We start from the raw sequence: 18,952 nt of genomic DNA on the forward strand, positions 1-18,952 counted from the left end.
TATCATATTGAGCAAGATAGAATAATAAAGCGCTATAGTTTTGCTGCCGATTGAAGCCTTCATCCCCGAGATTATTTCCACCTTAACCAATGATAACCGTCTGGTATTACAGGCCGAACCCGGCGCAGGTAAATCGACCTTAGTGCCGCTGCGTTTACTGCAAGCTGATATTTTTTCGGGTAAAAAAATAATTATGCTTGAGCCACGTCGTGTGGCGGCAAAATCTATTGCGACCTATTTAGCCAAACAGCTGGGAGAATCGGTCGGCGAGCGAGTAGGCTATCAAATTCGAAACGAGCAACGTGTTTCATCCAACACCCGCTTGGAAATCGTCACCGAAGGCGTATTGACTCGCCGTCTTCAAGCGGATCCTGAACTCAGTGATGTTGCGCTTATTATCTTCGATGAATTCCATGAGCGTTCGATTCATGCGGATTTAGCTTTAATGCTCGCGTTTGAAGTGCAACAAGCATATCGCGACGACCTCAAATTGCTGGTGATGTCCGCCACCATAGACACTGAGCTATTATCGAATTATCTGGATGGCGCACCAAGGTTATCTTGCCCTGGTAAAACCTATCCTGTTGAAATTGAGTACGTCGGTAAAGCGAGTCGTTACTTGGCAGATCAGGTGTTAAGTGCGCTGCGCCATGCTTTCACTCTACAAAGCGATGGCGATGTATTGGTATTTCTCCCCGGGCAGGCTGATATTCAGCGCAGCATTCAGGCGTGCCAAGAGCTTGAACAAAGTAATATTGAGCTTCTGCCTTTGTACGGCGGATTACCCCTATCTGAACAAGAAAAGGTGCTGAGTAAAAGCGCTAGTGCATCAAGACGTGTTATTTTTGCGACCAATATTGCTGAGACCAGTTTGACTATAGCCGGGATCACTATGGTTATAGATTCTGGCCTTGAAAAACGCTTAACCTATGACGTTAAAAGCGGTCTCTCGCGGCTCGATACGGTGATGATCTCAAAGGCATCAGCAACACAACGCGCCGGGCGTGCTGGTCGTCTACGCGCAGGTCACTGTTTACGTCTTTGGCGCGAAAGCGAGCATAATAATTTACGTGACTTTCAGCCAGAAGAAATCACCACCACTGACCTTTGTGACTTAGCGTTAGAGCTCAGCGCGTGGGGAGTGACACAATACAAGGACGCGAATTGGCTAACACCGCCACCGATGCAACATTTTTCGGTGGCCTGTCAATTGAATCAGTCGCTTGGCTTGGTAGATGCGCATAATAAAGTGTTAACTGCTGGGCAGCGTGCACTACAACTGGGTGTTGCGCCTCGTCTTGCCAGCATGCTGCTGCGGTGTGAGACGCCAATTTCGCAACAACTAGCTTGTTTTTTGGCGGCGATATTGAGCGAGCGAGATATTGTAGTACAAGCCAACACAAGCGATATATGTGAGCGAGTATTGGCATTGATTGAGTTTGTTCAAGACCGTACCCGTGCCGCCAAAGCATATCGCTTGCACAGAGCTGCCGCAGAGCAGGTCGTAAAATTGGCCAAATCATTTGCACACAAACTGGGAATTAAGCTCAAGAGTGAAGCAATCACCCTTGTAGATATTCAAACCTTAGTACCTACTTTATTGCTCCATGCCTTTCCTGACAGAGCTGCACAAAAACGTCCTTTAGGGGACAACCGCTACTTGCTTGCGAATGGTCGGGGGGTGACATTACGTGACGGCGATCCGCTGCAAGGTCAGGCTTATTTGATTGTTTGTGATGTGGATGGCAAAAATAAGGATGGCTTGGTATTTCTGAGCTGCGCAATCGAAAAGAGCACATTACTTGAGCAGCTAGCGCCATATTTGAGTGAGGTGGTGCAGTATCAACTGGATAGTAAAAAAGAGGCGATTCAGGGCCGGCAACAAGTTAAATATCATGCTCTGGTATTAAAAGAGCAAAATTTGAGTCAAATCCCCAAAGAAGCGTTTGCCCAATGTGTGAAGGATATTCTCACATCGGAAGGGCTTGGTCTGCTCAATTGGTCGGCAAAAAGTCACGCTTGGCTCGCTCGAGCTAAATGGTTAAGTGAGCAGCTGGATACCTTCCCACAGCTATCTGAGGCAAGTTTGATAGCGCAGCTTGATACTTGGTTATTGCCCTATTTGACGGGCGTAAACACTATCAAACAACTGAAGCAAGTGGATATTTTTAACCTGCTTCAAGCAATGCTCACGTGGGAGCAGCAACAGCAACTTGAGGCGCAAGCACCTGAGTTTTACATTACGCCAAGCGATAAGCGAGTCGCGATCCGCTACGATGAGCACCAAGGGCCAACCGTTTCTGTGGTGTTACAAGAAATGTTTGGTCAATTGACGTCGCCAACGCTCGCCAACGGCCAAGTCCCAGTGCGATTCGAGCTGTTATCTCCAGCGAAAAGGCCAATCCAAACTACCAGTGATTTAAACAACTTTTGGCAAACTTCTTATTTTGAGGTGGCCAAAGAGATGCGTGGTCGATATCCAAAACTTGTGTGAAGTATTTTGGTTGACAACAGTGTGGGAATAAATATTTCTGTTGACAATTTCATTTAANAAGAAGGTGAACAAAAATTAGTTGACATTTTCTGTGCGAACTACGATTCTGTTGACAGCAGTTCAAGTTTTAGGATCAATAAAATTATGGAATTATCCAAATCACAGCGAATTACCTTCATTAGAAGAACTGCAAATGTAAGTGCTGATTTATATTTTGACAGAGCACCTTTAAATGCACTTACTCATATCGTCTCACATAAGTTTAATGGTCAAGAAAAAAAGTACACATACTCATATACACCTGTAGAGTCACGAGTTGCTCATGATGACTCCATATATAACTTCCCATTCCTTTTACACAAAAATGGACAGCCTTGGAAAGAGGCAAATATGTATCTTTGGAATATTGCTTCTGGTTTTAAAAAACTAGGTTCGGAAACCGACGATATTCAATCCACAGCCACTCAGCTTCTCGATTATCTTATTTTTTGTGAAGATAAAGGAATAGATTACTTAGATTTTTCAGCACGCAGGGCTGTAAATCGACCATCTTATAAATATTTTAACTGGCTAGTTGAAAGTGGAAGAGTAGCCGCAGGATCAGTCAATATAAAGACAGGGAAGGTTTATTACTTTTTTGAATGGTTATTTAAGCAGCACGGATATGAAAATGATATTGACAGGGTAGATCTCGCTGAAGATTATAATCATTTTTTTGATACGAGTACTGGTTCTGGCTCTGTTACAAGAAAAAAAAGGTCTCAAAGAGTACCTGTAAGTAAAGAGGCTGCACCTATTTCCTTCGGCAAAGTAAGAGATGAAGGTGAAGATTTAAGACCTCTAACAACAGGTGAGCGCCAAGAATTAGTTTCTATATTAAAGCAACGTGAGTTTAATGTAGATGAGCGGCTGATAGCTCAATTGTCACTATACACGGGCATACGTAAGCAAACAGTATTAACAATTCGAATGAGACATCTCGAATTATTCAGACAAGAAGCTTTAATTGAAAAAGATGGAACTTATCTGATTACAGCAGGTCCCGGCACTGGAATCGACACAAAATTCGATAGAAAGTACAAGTTTTACATCCCAGCTAATTTAGCAGACGAATTGAGAGTCTATGCACATAGTAAAGTTGCTAAAAAACGCAGACAGAAATTTCAAGAAAACTATTCAAAAGAGCATCCTGATTTAGAGCCAATTTCAGAAGATGATATGTACGTTTTTATTTCTGAAAGAGGTAATTGTCATTATATGGCTAAAAATGACCCTAGATATAAAGTAACGAGGAAGGATGCAAGACCGAAAGGAAAAAGAACTGATGTACTATGCAGGAAAATTGAAAAGTACGCATCAACCAATTTCCCAAAAGATTTCGTGTTTCATTGGCTAAGAGCAACATTTGCACTTCGTTATTATGACAATTTGATAATGATTGAACAGGCAAAGGTTGAAGCTGGAATTCAAGAGCGACCAAGGCGTTTTGACATGATACTGCGTGATGTTATGAGAAGGCTTTGCCATAAAGACATTACAGTTACTCAGTCATATCTAAATCTTTTTGAAAATTTTGACGAACGTCAAGAAGCCCAAAATGCATTTGAGGACTACATTTTTAGAGATTTTGATGATGAATTTTTTAAAGATGGAGCGGAGCAGTAGTAGTGTCGGTAAACGAAGAAAATATGGTTGTCCGAGAGACAGTTTCACTAACTCCCGCACAGTTGAGAGAGGATATTGAACATCCTGAAAATGTAAGAATTAAGTTTGATGATTCTGTAAGAAAAGCTCCTTTCGACATTGGCAGCTTAAGCTATATTAGAAGACGGTTCTCATCAATAACGTGGAAGGATGCTGAAGAACCTACTCCGGTTATTTTAAATTCATTTAGGAAAGAAAGGCGAGATATGTTGATTAATATATTTGATCACATATCAAGCAGTAAATATACCGATTATTCTAGGCTTACTAAATTAAATGATGTTAAATCTGTCGTTGATGAGTGTGACCAATTTGGGTGTTCAGAATTTATGGAGAACCCTGAAAAATGCCGTTTCGCATACAAGGCATTAAGTATTGAATGGCGACATCAAATCAAAATAGGTAAAATTTCTAACAATAAAGGCGCAATTTTACAAAGGACTTTTGCATCACTAATTGCGTTATGTTTTAGCAGAGAGCAATCGACTTATATCTTAGAGCGGATCAATAGAATTAAATACCTGAGAAATCCATCTAAGCCACCTAAAGAGCAGCATTTTAACCAATATATTAAAACGACAATAGCTTTAGCAAGACAACTTAAATCATTTGTAGTTGAAGAAAACGATTTCCCCATAAAGCTTAAAATGCCAGATTATGAAACATTCGTATTTCATTCTCATGGTGGAAACCTAAAAACACCATACACATCGAAACAACAAAATATTTACAACTTTGAAGAAGGGCGTTTAGCAACGTTTGATGAATGGAAAGGGACTGTAAAAGGGGGACTGAAATCAGATTATGATGCGTCCGTTTCCAATTTTGAGGAAAAAAATAGAAATAAGAGGCATGAAAGGCGAATCGATTTTGCAACCTTGAGTATGCAAGCTTATATGAAAATATTTATCCTTTTGACGGGAGCGCAACCAACAGAAGTTAAGCAACTAGAGTACTCAGACTCATTTGTGTTAGAAAAAGACAGTTTCAAGAATGATTTTAGGGCGATTAAGTTTCGGGCTAGGGGAAGAGAAGTTTCCTATAGTTTGGGTGATAGCTACGGGTATGCGCTATTTAAAGAATATCTTGATCTACGCAGTTGGATTTTGAATGGTACTAAATGTAAGTATTTATTCTTTAGTGTAATTCATAAACAAAATGAGCGTAAAGAGAGGTCATTAGTTTTTAGGCAGGTTGGATCAGGACGAAATTTCTATAGATATTTTGATAGAATCAAAGGTGTCTATGTTCCAAAAGATTTCGGGGATATTACTTCGTGCCCTGCACGTAAATATAAAAACCTCATACTTAGTGAGCTAAAAGTTAGTATAGAAACGAGAGCGTCTGTTCTTAATCATACCGAAAACACTAATGCATCAGATTACACAGAAACCACGCCTGAAAGACAAGCTGAAGAATTTCAAGCGCATTGGGATGCAGTTAAAAAAGCACGACAGCATCTTGATTTAATTGGTAAGGAAAATAAAAACATCACAACGGGTCACTGTGTTGAAGAAGGTGAGCCAGAATCTGAAATAGACAATCCTCCAATTGAACCTGATTGCAAAAACCCATATGGATGTCTTTTTTGCACAAAGTATAGTTGTCATGCAGACGAAGAGGATGCTCATAAACTCTATAGTCTTCTGTTTGTTATAGAATTAGTAAGAGATGAATCAACTAACTTTGCTCATGCTGAAAAAACTTTTCAGATACTCGCTATTCGTGCGAAGGAAATTTTGAAATCAATGGCAGATAAGTCTGAAGTCCACCAAGTCATGATAAATAAAATAGAGAAAAAAGTGATGGTAAATGGGGTATTAACTACGTTTTGGGAGCGCAGATTAGACCAATATGAACGGATGGGGATAATTGCTAGTGCCTAATTCGACTAAAAACCTCATAACTCTTGAAAGTACTTGCTTTAACGAAGATGAGTTAATAGGGGCGCTAGCCCCGGATTCATTAACATTTAACAAATCAGAAGAGCTTGACGTACCGCATGATTTTGTATTGTGTAGAGATGAAAATAACAATGTTACGGCCATGTATGGTGAAAACAAATGGGACTTTAACCCTTATCGTTTAAGTGCAGATAAGATAAGTACTTTCAACTTTGAAACGATTTCTGAAGACAATTCTTCACCACAGAAAAGCGTAATTATTTCGGAAATGAAAAACATTCTGTTTCACCTGATGTATTCAAGACCTGCTGGACATACTGGAATGCTTGCTGTCAGCACGTTGTATAATTATTACATTGTTTTATCTAAAGCGGCTAAATACTGCTTTAGCTTAAGTAATACATTATCCCTTGATAAAGTGACATTAAAAGATTTGTTTTCAGATGAGCGATTGTTCACAGCATTTGTTATAAAACATCAGAAACCTTCATTTAATAATAAAGCGAAAGCATTAGTTGGTGGTCTATTCTATCTTGGGGAGCCAATACTAAAGTTTGATGTTTCAGGGATAGTAGATGTTGATATTGAGCGATTGGATAATGATCAAACAGTTATTATTCCACAGCGCATTTATATGTTGATTGGAGATCATTTAGAAAGCAGTATTAAACACATATTCGAACACTCTAAAGAGCTACCTAAGTTCCTTACTAAGTTAAAAGATCCATTTTATGGGTTAAGCCATGAAAGACAAAAGTCTCAAGGTGTCGGTGGTAAGGCTTTTTGGCGGTCAGATATGCCTCAAGCGATCAAGGAACATGGTTTGGATAAGCTATTTAGCGGTGAGTACAAAGTATTAAACCGTAATAGTCTCCAATTACAACTAACTAAAATACAGTATCTTTGTAAATTAGCGCTTCACTATTACACTGGAATGCGTAATCAGGAAGTACAGCGCATGAAGCCTAATGCAATTAATGAGACAATTGCATCAAAAGAAGTAAAAGACCAAGATGGTAAAGTAATAGACAAAGCTAAAATCGTGGAGGTAGTTTCATCAACTACCAAGTTTACAGGCCAAAGAATAAAAGTTTCTTGGTTTGCGCCAAAAGAAGTGAAAATGGCTGTCTCAGTATTGGAACGAATCCACAAAGGTTTAAGTGAATTACATAACTTACAACTTAAAGATGATTGGTTGTTTGTATCTTCTTCAATTCTGAAATTAAATAAAACCTATGATGGCACTCCCGTAACCTTTAAGACGAAACATAAACCATCTTGGCTCAAAGGTCTTCTCATAACCGAATTAGATTTCAAGGAGTTAAATAATAGTGATGATGAAAGGGACTTTTTATTAGAAAAAAAGTATCAAATAGGTAACGTTTGGCATCTTCACAGTCATCAATTTAGGCGCTCATTGGCTTATTATGCCAGTAATGCTGGATTTGTATCAGAAGCTTCTCTCAAGTCACAGTTGAAACACATTACAAGAGCAATGTCACGCTATTACAGCAATAATTTTGAAAAAGCTGAATCTATATTTGGTTATTTTGATGAAAAGACTGGTAAGTACCTATTACCTCCTGAACACATAATTCATGAATTCCGTACAGGTATTCCTTTTAATATGGCTGACCATGTACTCAACGATATTCTTGGTAGTGAAGAACCGCTATATGGAAAAACCGGCTCATACATAGAAAGACAAAATGAACAACTCCGAAAGGGTGAAGTGCTTATTGACAGCGTAAGAACTGAAACAGCTATGAAAGTGGAAAAAGGGGAGTTCGCGTATAGAGAAACCCTGCTAGGTGGTTGTACCAAAGTCGGTGATTGTGACAGTTTTATGCTAGGTGATTTCACAAGTTGTTTGCCGTGTGAAGGAGCAATCATTAAAGAAAGTAAAGTTGATAGAGAGATCAAATATACCCAAGAAGAGCTAGCTTTATATGAGGAAGGATCAGGAGAGTACCAGATAACTAAAGCAAATCTAGACGCACTCTTAAAATACAGAGAACACAGAATGAATAGAAAACCTTCAGAATCAGAAGAGATAGTTTAATGGCAGTAGATAAGCTCAAATCTTGCGAAGAAGCTCTTGATCGCCTAATTAATCGTGAACCAAAGATAATTGAAGTTGATAGCTACGGTGATATCACTTATGGTCTGATAGAGCGCGAGGCTGGAAATGTTAGTAAAGGCTATATCAAACCAGAAAGAAACAAATTCAAATCAATAGTAAATAGACTTGAAGAGCATAAATCTTCAGTTAAACGTAAACCTACTAAAAGTGTTATTGAGCAACTAAATGAACAACTACAGAAACAGAAGGAAAAAGACAAAGCTCAAATAAAAGAGCTTACCAACAAGCTTCATATCATGATGGCTGACAACTTAAAACTAGTAGAGCGCTGTAGAGAGCTTGAACAAGAAAATCTGGAATTAAACAGCGGAAAGGTAGCCCATATACAAAACATATCAAAGCACTAAAAGTACAATTACCGATAATGATTTTTAATCTATCAATATTTGAAATTTTAATGCTTCTCTTAATAAGTCATTTCAATTAGTGGTAAATAGTAACGTTATTTCTATTAAAGTTACTTGGTAACGATAAATGATCGACTATAATGCTTTGGCAAATTTTAATAAGGAATACCCATGAATAGTAGTAGCAAACGTGGTCGCCCAGCACGCCAGATGAGTGAAGATAAAATCATCAATATGCTTGAAGATATTTATCTTAACAAAGAGTACTTTGAAAAACTCTTCAGCGTATTAGATTCTGAAGAGGAAAAATTCTTTACTGATTTTTTTGAAAACTTTCATGAAAAAATAGCAGAGACAACTGTTAAGAAATCTAAATTTTTAATAAGTGCTTCTGAAGCAGAAAGCAGAATAATGGAACTTAAAGGTTCTAATTTAAGTGAATCTGAAATAAAGAAAAGAATCGAAGAAGTCGAGGCTAAAGTAGCCGCATTTGAGGATGAGGATATTAAAGAATTTCAATCTGTGATCGAAAAGCTTCCAGAACAGTTATGGAGACGTTATAACAATCGTTTAAGACAGCAAGCGTATAAAAAAAATAACAGATGGTCGAGACAAATTGAATTTAGTGAAGATGCTTATTTAGATCTTAAAATTTTAAAAGACTCCTTGAATGCAAAAACTTGGAATGACCTGCCACTTCAATTGAAGCGTGACTACTTACAGATAGAAAATATTTGTGCAGCATTACGAGTTGATAGTCTTGATGAGGCTTTGGTAAAAATTAAAGAAGATAAACTCATGATGAGTAATAAATAATGACTAACCCTAAAGATGAAGAATGCTCTGCTTGTCATAAGGAACATATTGATGTCAGAACAGAGGTAATCACACCACCACTGAATTCTGCACCGGGCCATATCAGGAAAGCTATCTTTTATCGTTGTGAAGCTCACATAAACTGCGATGCTGATGAAATGGAGTACTTAGGCTTATTGAAATCAATGAATGTGAAAGCACAGGATTTACAGTTTGATACATGTGTATCACCTCATGACATACTAGGAAACGCTCAGAAAGGCGTTACAGTTACTCATAAGCCTACGGGGAAAACTGCTAGCTATAACAAAGAAAAGTATCAGTCGTTTAACAAGGTTAGAGCTGTTCAAAAGCTTAAACACGAACTTAATTGTTCGAGCATTAATTAGTATTACCACATAACAATAAATATTGGAGTGATTATGACAAGAAAAGAAGTTAGACAATTAACATTTGAAGATTTAAAAGAACTTTTAAGAAACCCTTTTCAAGCACTTGTTGAAGAAGGTGACACGACTCATATATGTGAATACGGTGACGAAAAAAATAAAGTTATTGAAGAAGTATCTTTAAGTTCTGAAGTTCATAAATTACTTAGACATTTAGGCTCTAGCAATATTATTCACAAAGGAAAATGGGGCAATAACATCGTATCGGATCTTCCTGACTTTGCTAGTTTCTATGACATCCATCGTGGCGATATCTACTCTAAACAGACGGATGAACAGTATGCGCTAGCCGTATCTCTTGATTTAGCTGAATCAAAATAATCTTGAGGTCACAATCTGAGTATTAAAGTTTCAATTCACAGCCTTTGTGCTATTTAATTTTACTAAGTAACAATATGATTTAATTCGATATGAAAACTGTTAAATCTGGTGATAATAGCAAAGCAATATGTCATAAATGCGAATGTGTTGTTGAGACTACATTTATGAAACGTGACGTAGCACTAAGTGATAAATCAGCTATGGTTGAGAATGTATTAGTGTCTGTTTGCAATAACTGTGATTCGGTTGTCGCATTACCTCATCAGTCTTCTAAGCATGTGAATAAAACTATTAAAGCGAGTGCAATTGTGGCTAGAAAAGATAGAACAGATAGGAAGTTTAAAGGTGTAACATTGGCTCATGAAAATGTCAGTAGGCTACCTCCCGAACTAGAAGAACTTAAGGTTGGTGAAGTGGCATTTATAGATGATAAAGCATTTATGCGTGTTGACGTAGAGATTGATAAAAATGATAAAGAATCAAATTAAATGTTACCTACTAACAATAATTAAATGGGGGAATAATGAAAACTTTAGATGTTCGAGATGTTGAAAAATACTTTTGATGAAATGCTATCTAAAATACACAATGAGCATGTTCAAATTATGGAAGATGGTAAACGTGTTGCTGTTATGATTTCTGCTGAAGAGTATAAAGAAACTATAAAGTTTTTGAGTAGCCACAACATTATCACGAGCTTGCATAACAATTAGCGTTAAGTGGTAACATTAAATGTTATTATCATTCCTCGCTTGGCCTTTTGGAGCCAAGCTTCAATTTTGCTATGGTTTTTATACAGCCCTAACCATTAATTGAATTTATTCATACTTATAAAAGTTTCTGAATTAAAATTACTGTTACCACGTAACATTTAATTCCGAGATAGTTTTACTCTTTATCGGCACTCGACTTTAAATTTGGAAAGTCTTGCTTAACCTTTTCTTCAAACCACTCTTTTAAAGTCTTGCCCTGCATCTTTATTGCTTTATGCAATTGCTCTTTTAGTTCAGGGTCAATTTCGACAACTACGCGACCTGATTTACCAACAGCCATAATAAGATCTCCAATATTATTAATTTTATTAAATATATTTGTTATGTTACATAACATCACTTGACATAACAAGATTAATTTTGTAATGTAATTGGCAGTAAAAAAGAATTTAAGTTACTGTGACTTAATAAGATTAAATCGGATTTAATGTCATAGCACAAACAAAAGGTAAAGTTTCTTATGGTAAAAAATATAGGCGGTAAAGATTTCTTCGAAATGCTTTGGCAATCAGCCGTTAAACTGCGCGGTGCATTAGAACCGGGCGAATACAAGCATCCCGTTTTAGGTCTTCTTTTCTTAAAATACGTTTCAGATTCTTTCGTTGAAATGCAAGAAAACTTAAAGCAGTGGACAGCAGATCCAAATAATGAAGATTATTACGAAGAAGATGAAGAAGACCGCCTAGCGATTATTAATGATCGTGATGAATACAACGCTGAAAACGTATTTTGGGTTCCTGAAAATGCTCGCTGGGAACATGTCGCCAAGCAAGCTAAAGATACCAACATTGCTAAGATCCTTGATGAAGCAATGGGTGAAATCGAAAAATCTAACCCTAAAGTTAAAGGCTTGCTATACCGAGGCTTCAGTCTATTAAAGCTTCCTCCTGCCAAATTCGGTGAGTTAATCGAATTATTCTCAAAAATTGGCTTCAATAGCAAAGATCACAAAGCGGCTGACGTACTAGGGCAAGCTTACGAGTACTTCTTAGGTAAGTTTGCATTAGCAGAAGGTAAAGGCGCTGGTGCGTTCTACACTGTTGACTCAATCGTGAAAGTACTTGTTGAGATAGTCGCACCACATAAAGGCCAGTTATATGAGCCAGCCATCGGTTCGGCAGGTATGGTTGTATGGTCTGAAAAGTTCATGGAATCGCATGGTGGTCAACGCGGTGACATTTCAGTATACGGTCAGGAATACACTCACACCACATGGAAGCTGGCTGCGATGAACTTGATCATCCGTGGCATCGACTTCGACTTAGGCGAATCAAACGGTGATACCCTTTTAAATGACTTACACAAAGATTTAAGAGCCGATTATTGTATGGCGAATCCACCGTTCAACCAAGATGATTGGGGCGCTGAGAAGGTTCGTGGCGATGTTCGTTGGAAATATGGTGAGCCATCTAACGGCAATGCTAACTATGCATGGATTCAACACATGATCCATCACCTTAACGATAAAGGTAAAGCTGGTATCGTTATGGCGAATGGTGCTATGACTTCGAATAACAGCAATGAAAACGTTATTAGAGCTGGTATCGTTGAAGATGATTTAGTTGAGTGTATGGTCGCTTTGCCGCCAAAACTATTTATCAATACTCAAATCCCGTCATGCTTATTCTTCTTGAATAAAAACAAGAAGCATAAAGGTAAAACACTATTCATTGATGCGCGACACTTAGGGCGTTTAGAAACAGCAGCTCAACGTGTATTTGATGATGAAGATATTAAAAAAATCGCTGAAACCTACCATGCTTGGGCTGAAACAGGCGAAACTGATAAAACCTACGAATGCATTCCGGGTTTTTGTAAAGCTGTAGATAAAGAAGATATTGCAGCTCAAGGCTACAACTTATCTCCGGGACGTTACGTTGGTGCAGCCGAAGTTGAAGAAGATGAAGCCGAATTTGAAGAAGAAATGGCATTATTAACAGAAGCTTTGTCTGGTCAAATAGTTAAGTCAGTTAAACTTGATGTTGAGATTAAAGCCTCTTTGAAGGAGGTTGGGTATGACGTTTGATGATTTAGATATCCCAGATGGTTGGAGTGTCTGGACCGTAGAAAGTCTAATAGAAAAGGGAATCATAGAAAAGCCCCTTGATGGTAATCATGGAAATATTCATCCAAAATCAAAAGATTATGTAGATAATGGTATTCCATTTGTCATGGCTTCTGATATGGAAAATGGAGAGATAGATTTTAAAGGATGTAAAAAAATAACAATCGAGCAAGCTAAAACCCTTAAAAAAGGATTTGCGAAAGCAGGTGACGTTTTACTTTCTCATAAGGCCACTATTGGCCGTACAGCCATTTTGCAGGAGCATAATCACGATTTAGTTCTTTTAACTCCTCAAGTTACTTATTATAGAGTTAAAGATTTTGAAAAATTAAATCCCATTTATTTAAAAACTTATTTCGATAGTCCAAAATTTCAAGCATTATTTAAACTTTGGGCAGGGGACGGTTCTACCAGATCATACTTAGGAATAACAGCACAGCGGAAATTACCAATTGTTCTGCCCCCAGTGGATGTTCAAAATGATATCTCAAAAGTTATAGATAACTTTAACCAAAAAATATCGACGAATCTTTTAATGAACGCAACATTAGAAAAGATCGCCCAACGTATCTTTAAATCATGGTTTGTTAATTTCGATCCCGTTAAAGCTAACGCAGAGGACTTACCATTTGATGGGCTTTCACCTGAGATTCAAGCTTTGTTCCCAAACGAGCTTGAAGAGTCAGAGCTAGGGATGATTCCGAAGGGGTGGGAAGTTAAGAGTTTAGATGAAATTGCACATTTTCTTAATGGATTGGCCTGCCAAAAACATCAACCAAAAGATGGAGAGACACCATTACCAGTAATTAAGATTGCTGAGATGAGAGCTGGCTATCAAGAAAAAACGAATGAAGCATCTCCTAGCGTCGATCCGAAGTACATAATTCAAGATGGTGATTTTTTATTTTCTTGGTCAGGTTCATTAACAACATGCTTTTGGAGTCATGGTCCCGGTGTATTAAATCAGCACTTGTTTAAAGTAACATCTGAAGATTATCCAAAGTGGTTCTACTCAATGTGGGTAAATAGACATTTGGCAGAGTTTATTCGTATCGCAGCCGATAAAGCTACTACTATGGGGCACATAAAAAGAGAGCATTTATCTCAAGCTAAAGTAGTTGTTCCAAATCTAGAAGAATTAATTTCAAAAGGTAATGATATATTTGGACCATTAATTGAACGTAGCAATCTATGTTTAACTCAGGCTAAAACATTGATGAAAGTAAGAGATAAACTACTACCTCATTTAATCTCAGGCAAGATTACAATTCAAAAAGCAGAGGAACTACTCGAAGAAGCGAGTTAACGCACAGGGAAATAAAAAAATAATAAGGTGTAAAAATGGTAAACGAAGATCATTTAGAAACAGAATGTATGGAGTGGTTTGATAGCATCGGCTATCAAATTCTTCATGGTTCTAAAATAGACCCAACGAGTGCATCACCAGAGCGTGATTCGCTAAGTGAAGTCATGCTGCTAGGCAGACTCAGAAAAGCAATAGAAGACATTAACTCAGGGATACCTGAGTCGGCTCGTGAGGATGCCATAACGAAGTTAAGGCAGTATCACGCCAATACTGCTGTTGCTAACAAAACATTTCATCGTCAATTAATCGAAGGCATTCAGGTTGAATATCATAATGATAAAGGCGAACTTGTTGGTGATCGCGTTTACCTCATTGACTTCAAAAACAAATATAACAACGACTGGTTAGCCGTTCAGCAGTATTCTGTTGATGGTGTAACCCACGGTGAAAAAGATAATCGCAGACCTGACATTGTTGTTTTCATCAACGGTTTACCCATATCAGTAATCGAGCTTAAGAATCCAAAAGACGAAGATGCTGATGTGTGGGCAGCGTATAACCAGCTTCAAACGTACAAGAACACGATTAAAGACCTCTTTGTATGTAATGAGGCAATGATCATCTCTGATGGCACAGTAGCGCGTATAGGCTCTCTAACGGCAGATCGTGAACGATTCATGCACTGGCGTACTATTGATGGCTCAAAAGACGATACAGAGACCATGCTAGAGCTTGAAGTAATGATCCGTGGTTTCTTTGATAAAGATTTACTGCTCGATTACCTTCAATTCTTCGTGACCTATGAAGCAACTAAAGATTCATTCATTAAAAAACAAGCTGGCTATCACCAATTCCACGGTGTTCGAGATGCAGTAGTCAATACTGTTAAGGCAACAAGGCCAGATGGCGATCAACGCTGTGGTGTTTTCTGGCATACACAAGGCTCTGGTAAATCATTATCAATGGTTTATTACAGTGCGAAGCTAATGGCTACGCCTGAGCTAGAAAACCCTACAATCGTTATCGTAACTGATAGAAACGACCTAGACGATCAGCTTTTTGAAACCTTCTTAGCAAGTGAAGATTTATTAAGGCAAAAACCTATTCAGTGTATGGATAGAGACGATATCCATCTGCATCTAAATAATAAACCAGCAGGTGGTATATTCTTCACCACAATGCAGAAGTTTCAACCAAAGAAAGGTGAAACTGAATTTAAGGCATTGTCAAATCGCCACAATATAATCGTTGGTGCTGATGAAGCGCATCGTTCTCAATATGGTATGAAAGCGAGAGTTGACCAAAAAACAGGTCAAATGAAATACGGCTATGCCCATCACCTTCGTACTGCATTACCAAATGCAGGCTTCATTGGTTTTACAGGTACGCCAATAGAAACTGAAGATAAAGATACTCAGCATGTATTTGGCTCTTACGTTTCAATTTACGATATTGAACAAGCACAAAAAGATGAAGCAACTAAGCCACTATATTACGAGAGTCGCTTAATTAAGATAGATCTTAGTTCACTAGTGAATGAAGAAGATATCGAAGATGAAGTTTATGATGCGACAGATGGATATGATGAATTTGATCAAAGTCGATTGAAGTCAAAAAATGCTGCGCTCGAAGCCCTAGTTACTGAAGATAAACGAATTGAGACATTAGCAACAGACTTTATTCAGCATTTTGAAAAACGTGAAGAAGTCATGCTTAGTAAGGCCATGATGGTTTGTATTAGTCGTGAAGCTTGTGTGAAAGTTTATGATGCTATAAGAAAACTTCGTCCTGATTGGCATGATGAAGATCCACAAAAAGGCTCAATGAAAGTCATTATGACGGGTAGCTCATCTGATAAACAATCATTTCAAGAGCATATCCATAAAAAGCCTATACAAAGAAAGATTGCAGAGCGAGTTCGTGATCCTGATAGCGATCTCAAGCTAATTATTGTTTGTGACATGTGGCTAACCGGGTTTGATGCACCTTGTCTTAACACCATGTATATCGACAAGCCACTTAAAGGCCACAACCTCATGCAATCTATTGCTCGTGTTAACCGAGTATTTAGAGATAAAGAAGGCGGTTTGATTGTTGATTATTTAGGTATTGCAGAAGACCTTAAAAATGCATTAGCAAATTATACCGCTAATGATGGTAAAGGGAGACCAACAGTAGATATTGACGAAGCTATGTCAGTATTTAAAACGAAACTAGATGTATGCCGCAGCATTATGCATGGTTTTGACTACTCAGACTTCGAGAAAAGTACGTTGAAGTTATTAGCTGGGGCGATGAACCATGTTCTTAAAGGTGATGATGGTAAGAAACGCTTTGACCGGGCTGTATTGGCGTTAAGCAAAGCGTTTAGCTTGTGTAGCACTCATGATGAAGCTAATGATTATAAAGAAGAAGTCGCTTTCTTTGAAACGGTTAGAGCGGCAATAAAAAAATCAACGATGGCTAAGAAAAAGCTTGATGCAGATACCGTCCAACACGCCTTGAGACAGGTTGTGTCTAAAGCTATTGTGACGGGTGAAGTTGTTGATGTATTTAAGTCTGCTGGCCTTAATAAGCCAGAAATAAGCATTTTAGACGATCAATTTTTAGATGACGTTAAAAAGATGGAGCATAAGAACTTAGCCGTTGAAATGCTGCAAAAGCTTATTGAAGACGAGATAAGAGTCAGAACAGCGAAGAATGCAGCTAGCCAAAGATCGTTCATGGATATGTTGTCAGCTTCTGTTGCTAAATATAAAAACAAAGCAGTGCATACAAGCCAAGTAATTGAAGAACTGATTAGGTTGGCTAAAGAACTTAGAGAATCAGCAGATCGTGGTGAAGAAATTGGGCTAACGAAAGAAGAGTTGGCCTTCTATGATGCACTGCTTGAGAATGAAACGGCTAAGGAAGCAATGAAAGACGAAGATATCGTTTTAATTGCTAAAGCACTAGTTCAAGAAATTAGAAGTAGTTCGCAGCCGGATTGGGAAAAGCGTCCTAATCTTCGCTCAAAAATGCGTAGAAATATTAAAAAAATTCTTAAGCGCACAGGCTATCCGCCTGATCAACAAGCCGAAGCTGTTGAGGCGATATTAAGGCAGGCTGAGGTGATGGCTTAGGCTCGTATTGAAAGGATGCAAAACGATGACAATAAAAATTAGAGAGCTTAAACAGGCAGCCAAGCGGTCCGGTAGTGTTGCTATTGCAAAATCGTTTAACGAAGCTTCAGACAAGAAGTTAAAAACTGCGTTTTTATGTCATAGTCATCTTGATCAAGAGTTAGCAAAAGGACTTCAAATTTTTCTTAAGGAACAGGGCTTAGAGCTTTACATAGACTGGGAAGATTCAACTATGCCCAGCGAACCGAACAAGGCCACAGCAGATCAAATAAAAAATAAAATTAATGAAAGTGATTTATTTTTCTTTTTAGCGACTAACAACTCAACACGTTCTCGTTGGTGTCCGTGGGAGATCGGAGTTGCTGATCAGTTAAAGGGTTATGAAAACATAATAATTGTCCCCACAATGGAAGATAACGGCAGTTGGTATGGGAATGAATATCTTCAACTATATAAGCGTTTAGATGAAGGCACACATCAACTAACTGGACTAGATATGTTTGGTGTTTTCGAAGCTGGGACAGATAAAGGTAAATGGATTAAATATATTTAAAGGGCAATTAATATGGCGAAAATACCAGTATTTTACAGTTTCCACTTTAATAATGACGTAATGCGCGTGCAGCAAGTTAGGAATATCGGTTCCATTGAAGGGAACTCGCCAACAACTCCTAATGAATGGGAACGATTAAAAAGAACGGGTGACAGTGCAGTCAAAACTTGGATTGACAATAACATGAAATACAAACGCTGTGTCATCGTGCTGATAGGTTCTGATACATCGACACGCCCTTGGGTTGAGTATGAAATCAAAAAAGCTTGGGAGGATGGCAAAGCATTACTAGGTATTTATATTCACAATCTTAGATGTCCAAGAAGTGGTACATCGAGGAAGGGTGCTAACCCTTTTGACAACTTTACTTTCAACGATGGAAGCCGATTATCTTCTGTAATTCCTTGTTATGATCCAAATCCTATCACTGCATACGCTGATATTGCAGCCAATATTCGTGGATGGATAAATTCAGCTATTGCGAATAAAAGGAATTAATACATGCCTGATGAATATATCAATATAGAACCAGAATCAGTATCAATTCAGGCTCATCTAAATATTATACAAAATGTGATTCAAAGAATGTCTGCCAATAGTGGCAGTTGTAAGGCTTGGTGCGTTACTCTAGTTTCAGCAGTGTTAGTAATTGTAGCTGATAAAGGAAAGCCAGAATATGCATGGATAGCATTACTCCCTACCTTTGTATTTGGTGCATTGGATGCTTACTACTTGGCTTTAGAAAAAGCGTTTAGAAATTCGTACAACGAATTTATTTCAAAAGTGCATAAAAAAAAGCTTAAAGAGGCTGATCTATTTTCAGTAAATCCTTCTGGCGATATTAATAAGTTGCAAATAGAGGCATGTAAATCTTTTTCAGTATGGGGGTTCTACTTATCATTGATTGCTCTAATAGCGATAACTAAGATGGTGGCGCTGGGATAACTCTTTATTT

At 38.0% G+C, this 18,952-nt stretch carries 16 protein-coding genes; 15 read left to right on the top strand and 1 reads right to left on the bottom strand.

All coding sequences use genetic code 11. The features are described 5' to 3' along the window. Positions 1 to 40: 40 nt before the first annotated feature. The 9 genes from hrpB to CKO50_RS22820 all read left to right on the top strand — a co-directional run bounded on the left by hrpB (position 41) and on the right by CKO50_RS22820 (position 10,666). Positions 41 to 2,494, top strand: a complete 2,454-nt coding sequence (gene hrpB / locus CKO50_RS22780) for an ATP-dependent helicase HrpB (RefSeq protein ID WP_095730037.1) — start codon at positions 41 to 43, stop codon at positions 2,492 to 2,494. A gap of 144 nt (positions 2,495 to 2,638) precedes the next feature. Further along, entirely contained in the window at positions 2,639 to 4,159 is a 1,521-nt protein-coding gene (locus tag CKO50_RS22785; RefSeq protein ID WP_095730038.1) for a site-specific integrase, read from the top strand. A gap of 2 nt (positions 4,160 to 4,161) precedes the next feature. After that, on the top strand, positions 4,162 to 6,084 hold the full coding sequence (locus tag CKO50_RS22790) for a hypothetical protein (protein WP_095730039.1): 1,923 nt from the start codon (positions 4,162 to 4,164) through the stop codon (positions 6,082 to 6,084). Next, entirely contained in the window at positions 6,077 to 8,164 is a 2,088-nt protein-coding gene (locus CKO50_RS22795; RefSeq protein WP_095730040.1) for a site-specific integrase, read from the top strand. The genes CKO50_RS22790 and CKO50_RS22795 overlap by 8 nt, the downstream gene beginning before the upstream one ends. Then, a complete protein-coding gene (locus CKO50_RS22800) occupies positions 8,164 to 8,592 on the top strand; it encodes a hypothetical protein (RefSeq protein WP_095730041.1) in 429 nt (142 codons plus the stop codon). Before CKO50_RS22795 ends, CKO50_RS22800 begins: the two co-directional genes overlap by 1 nt. Before the next feature lie 171 nt (positions 8,593 to 8,763). Then, on the top strand, positions 8,764 to 9,408 hold the full coding sequence (locus CKO50_RS22805) for a hypothetical protein (protein WP_095730042.1): 645 nt from the start codon (positions 8,764 to 8,766) through the stop codon (positions 9,406 to 9,408). After that, a complete protein-coding gene (locus tag CKO50_RS24135) occupies positions 9,408 to 9,797 on the top strand; it encodes a hypothetical protein (RefSeq protein WP_176474735.1) in 390 nt (129 codons plus the stop codon). The genes CKO50_RS22805 and CKO50_RS24135 overlap by 1 nt, the downstream gene beginning before the upstream one ends. Positions 9,798 to 9,830: 33 nt before the next feature. Continuing rightward, positions 9,831 to 10,178, top strand: a complete 348-nt coding sequence (locus CKO50_RS22815) for a hypothetical protein (RefSeq protein WP_095730043.1) — start codon at positions 9,831 to 9,833, stop codon at positions 10,176 to 10,178. An 89-nt stretch (positions 10,179 to 10,267) separates the two neighbouring features. Next, positions 10,268 to 10,666 carry a hypothetical protein gene (locus tag CKO50_RS22820; protein WP_095730044.1) on the top strand — a complete coding sequence of 133 codons (399 nt, stop codon included), beginning with the start codon at positions 10,268 to 10,270 and terminating at the stop codon, positions 10,664 to 10,666. Between the two features lie 400 nt (positions 10,667 to 11,066). Here CKO50_RS22820 and CKO50_RS24140 read toward each other — a convergent pair whose 3' ends face one another. Next, positions 11,067 to 11,231: a hypothetical protein gene (locus CKO50_RS24140; protein ID WP_176474736.1), complete on the bottom strand. Its 165-nt coding sequence runs from the start codon at positions 11,229 to 11,231 to the stop codon at positions 11,067 to 11,069. Positions 11,232 to 11,411: 180 nt separating this feature from the next. On the opposite strand from CKO50_RS24140, the gene CKO50_RS22825 reads away from it, so the two are divergent. From CKO50_RS22825 to CKO50_RS22850, 6 genes are read left to right on the top strand one after another with little or no spacing between them, the layout of a single operon-like run. Further along, on the top strand, positions 11,412 to 12,977 hold the full coding sequence (locus CKO50_RS22825; protein ID WP_095730045.1) for a type I restriction-modification system subunit M: 1,566 nt from the start codon (positions 11,412 to 11,414) through the stop codon (positions 12,975 to 12,977). Continuing rightward, positions 12,967 to 14,322, top strand: a complete 1,356-nt coding sequence (locus CKO50_RS22830; protein WP_095730046.1) for a restriction endonuclease subunit S — start codon at positions 12,967 to 12,969, stop codon at positions 14,320 to 14,322. The genes CKO50_RS22825 and CKO50_RS22830 overlap by 11 nt, the downstream gene beginning before the upstream one ends. Positions 14,323 to 14,357: 35 nt before the next feature. Continuing rightward, a complete protein-coding gene (locus tag CKO50_RS22835) occupies positions 14,358 to 17,444 on the top strand; it encodes a type I restriction endonuclease subunit R (protein ID WP_095730047.1) in 3,087 nt (1,028 codons plus the stop codon). 25 nt (positions 17,445 to 17,469) lie between these two features. Further along, positions 17,470 to 17,997 carry a toll/interleukin-1 receptor domain-containing protein gene (locus CKO50_RS22840; protein WP_095730048.1) on the top strand — a complete coding sequence of 176 codons (528 nt, stop codon included), beginning with the start codon at positions 17,470 to 17,472 and terminating at the stop codon, positions 17,995 to 17,997. A gap of 12 nt (positions 17,998 to 18,009) precedes the next feature. Then, positions 18,010 to 18,495 (top strand): TIR domain-containing protein, encoded by a 486-nt coding sequence (locus CKO50_RS22845; protein WP_095730049.1) that lies wholly within the window; start codon positions 18,010 to 18,012, stop codon positions 18,493 to 18,495. Between the two features lie 3 nt (positions 18,496 to 18,498). Continuing rightward, positions 18,499 to 18,942: a hypothetical protein gene (locus CKO50_RS22850; protein ID WP_095730050.1), complete on the top strand. Its 444-nt coding sequence runs from the start codon at positions 18,499 to 18,501 to the stop codon at positions 18,940 to 18,942. Positions 18,943 to 18,952: the final 10 nt, after the last annotated feature.

The organism is Pseudoalteromonas sp. HM-SA03 (assembly GCF_002289345.1).
Lineage (GTDB): Bacteria > Pseudomonadota > Gammaproteobacteria > Enterobacterales > Alteromonadaceae > Pseudoalteromonas.

Excerpts from the sequence above, each read along its gene's own strand:
- CKO50_RS22785 (WP_095730038.1), top strand. The coding sequence starts at position 2,639 with ATGGAATTATCCAAATCACAGCGAATTACCTTCATTAGAAGAACTGCA.
- CKO50_RS22805 (WP_095730042.1), top strand. The coding sequence starts at position 8,764 with ATGAATAGTAGTAGCAAACGTGGTCGCCCAGCACGCCAGATGAGTGAA.
- CKO50_RS22835 (WP_095730047.1), top strand. The coding sequence starts at position 14,358 with ATGGTAAACGAAGATCATTTAGAAACAGAATGTATGGAGTGGTTTGAT.
- CKO50_RS22820 (WP_095730044.1), top strand. The coding sequence starts at position 10,268 with ATGAAAACTGTTAAATCTGGTGATAATAGCAAAGCAATATGTCATAAA.
- CKO50_RS24140 (WP_176474736.1), bottom strand. The coding sequence starts at position 11,231 with ATGGCTGTTGGTAAATCAGGTCGCGTAGTTGTCGAAATTGACCCTGAA.
- CKO50_RS24135 (WP_176474735.1), top strand. The coding sequence starts at position 9,408 with ATGACTAACCCTAAAGATGAAGAATGCTCTGCTTGTCATAAGGAACAT.
- CKO50_RS22840 (WP_095730048.1), top strand. The coding sequence starts at position 17,470 with ATGACAATAAAAATTAGAGAGCTTAAACAGGCAGCCAAGCGGTCCGGT.
- CKO50_RS22845 (WP_095730049.1), top strand. The coding sequence starts at position 18,010 with ATGGCGAAAATACCAGTATTTTACAGTTTCCACTTTAATAATGACGTA.
- CKO50_RS22830 (WP_095730046.1), top strand. The coding sequence starts at position 12,967 with ATGACGTTTGATGATTTAGATATCCCAGATGGTTGGAGTGTCTGGACC.
- CKO50_RS22825 (WP_095730045.1), top strand. The coding sequence starts at position 11,412 with ATGGTAAAAAATATAGGCGGTAAAGATTTCTTCGAAATGCTTTGGCAA.
- CKO50_RS22800 (WP_095730041.1), top strand. The coding sequence starts at position 8,164 with ATGGCAGTAGATAAGCTCAAATCTTGCGAAGAAGCTCTTGATCGCCTA.
- CKO50_RS22850 (WP_095730050.1), top strand. The coding sequence starts at position 18,499 with ATGCCTGATGAATATATCAATATAGAACCAGAATCAGTATCAATTCAG.
- CKO50_RS22815 (WP_095730043.1), top strand. The coding sequence starts at position 9,831 with ATGACAAGAAAAGAAGTTAGACAATTAACATTTGAAGATTTAAAAGAA.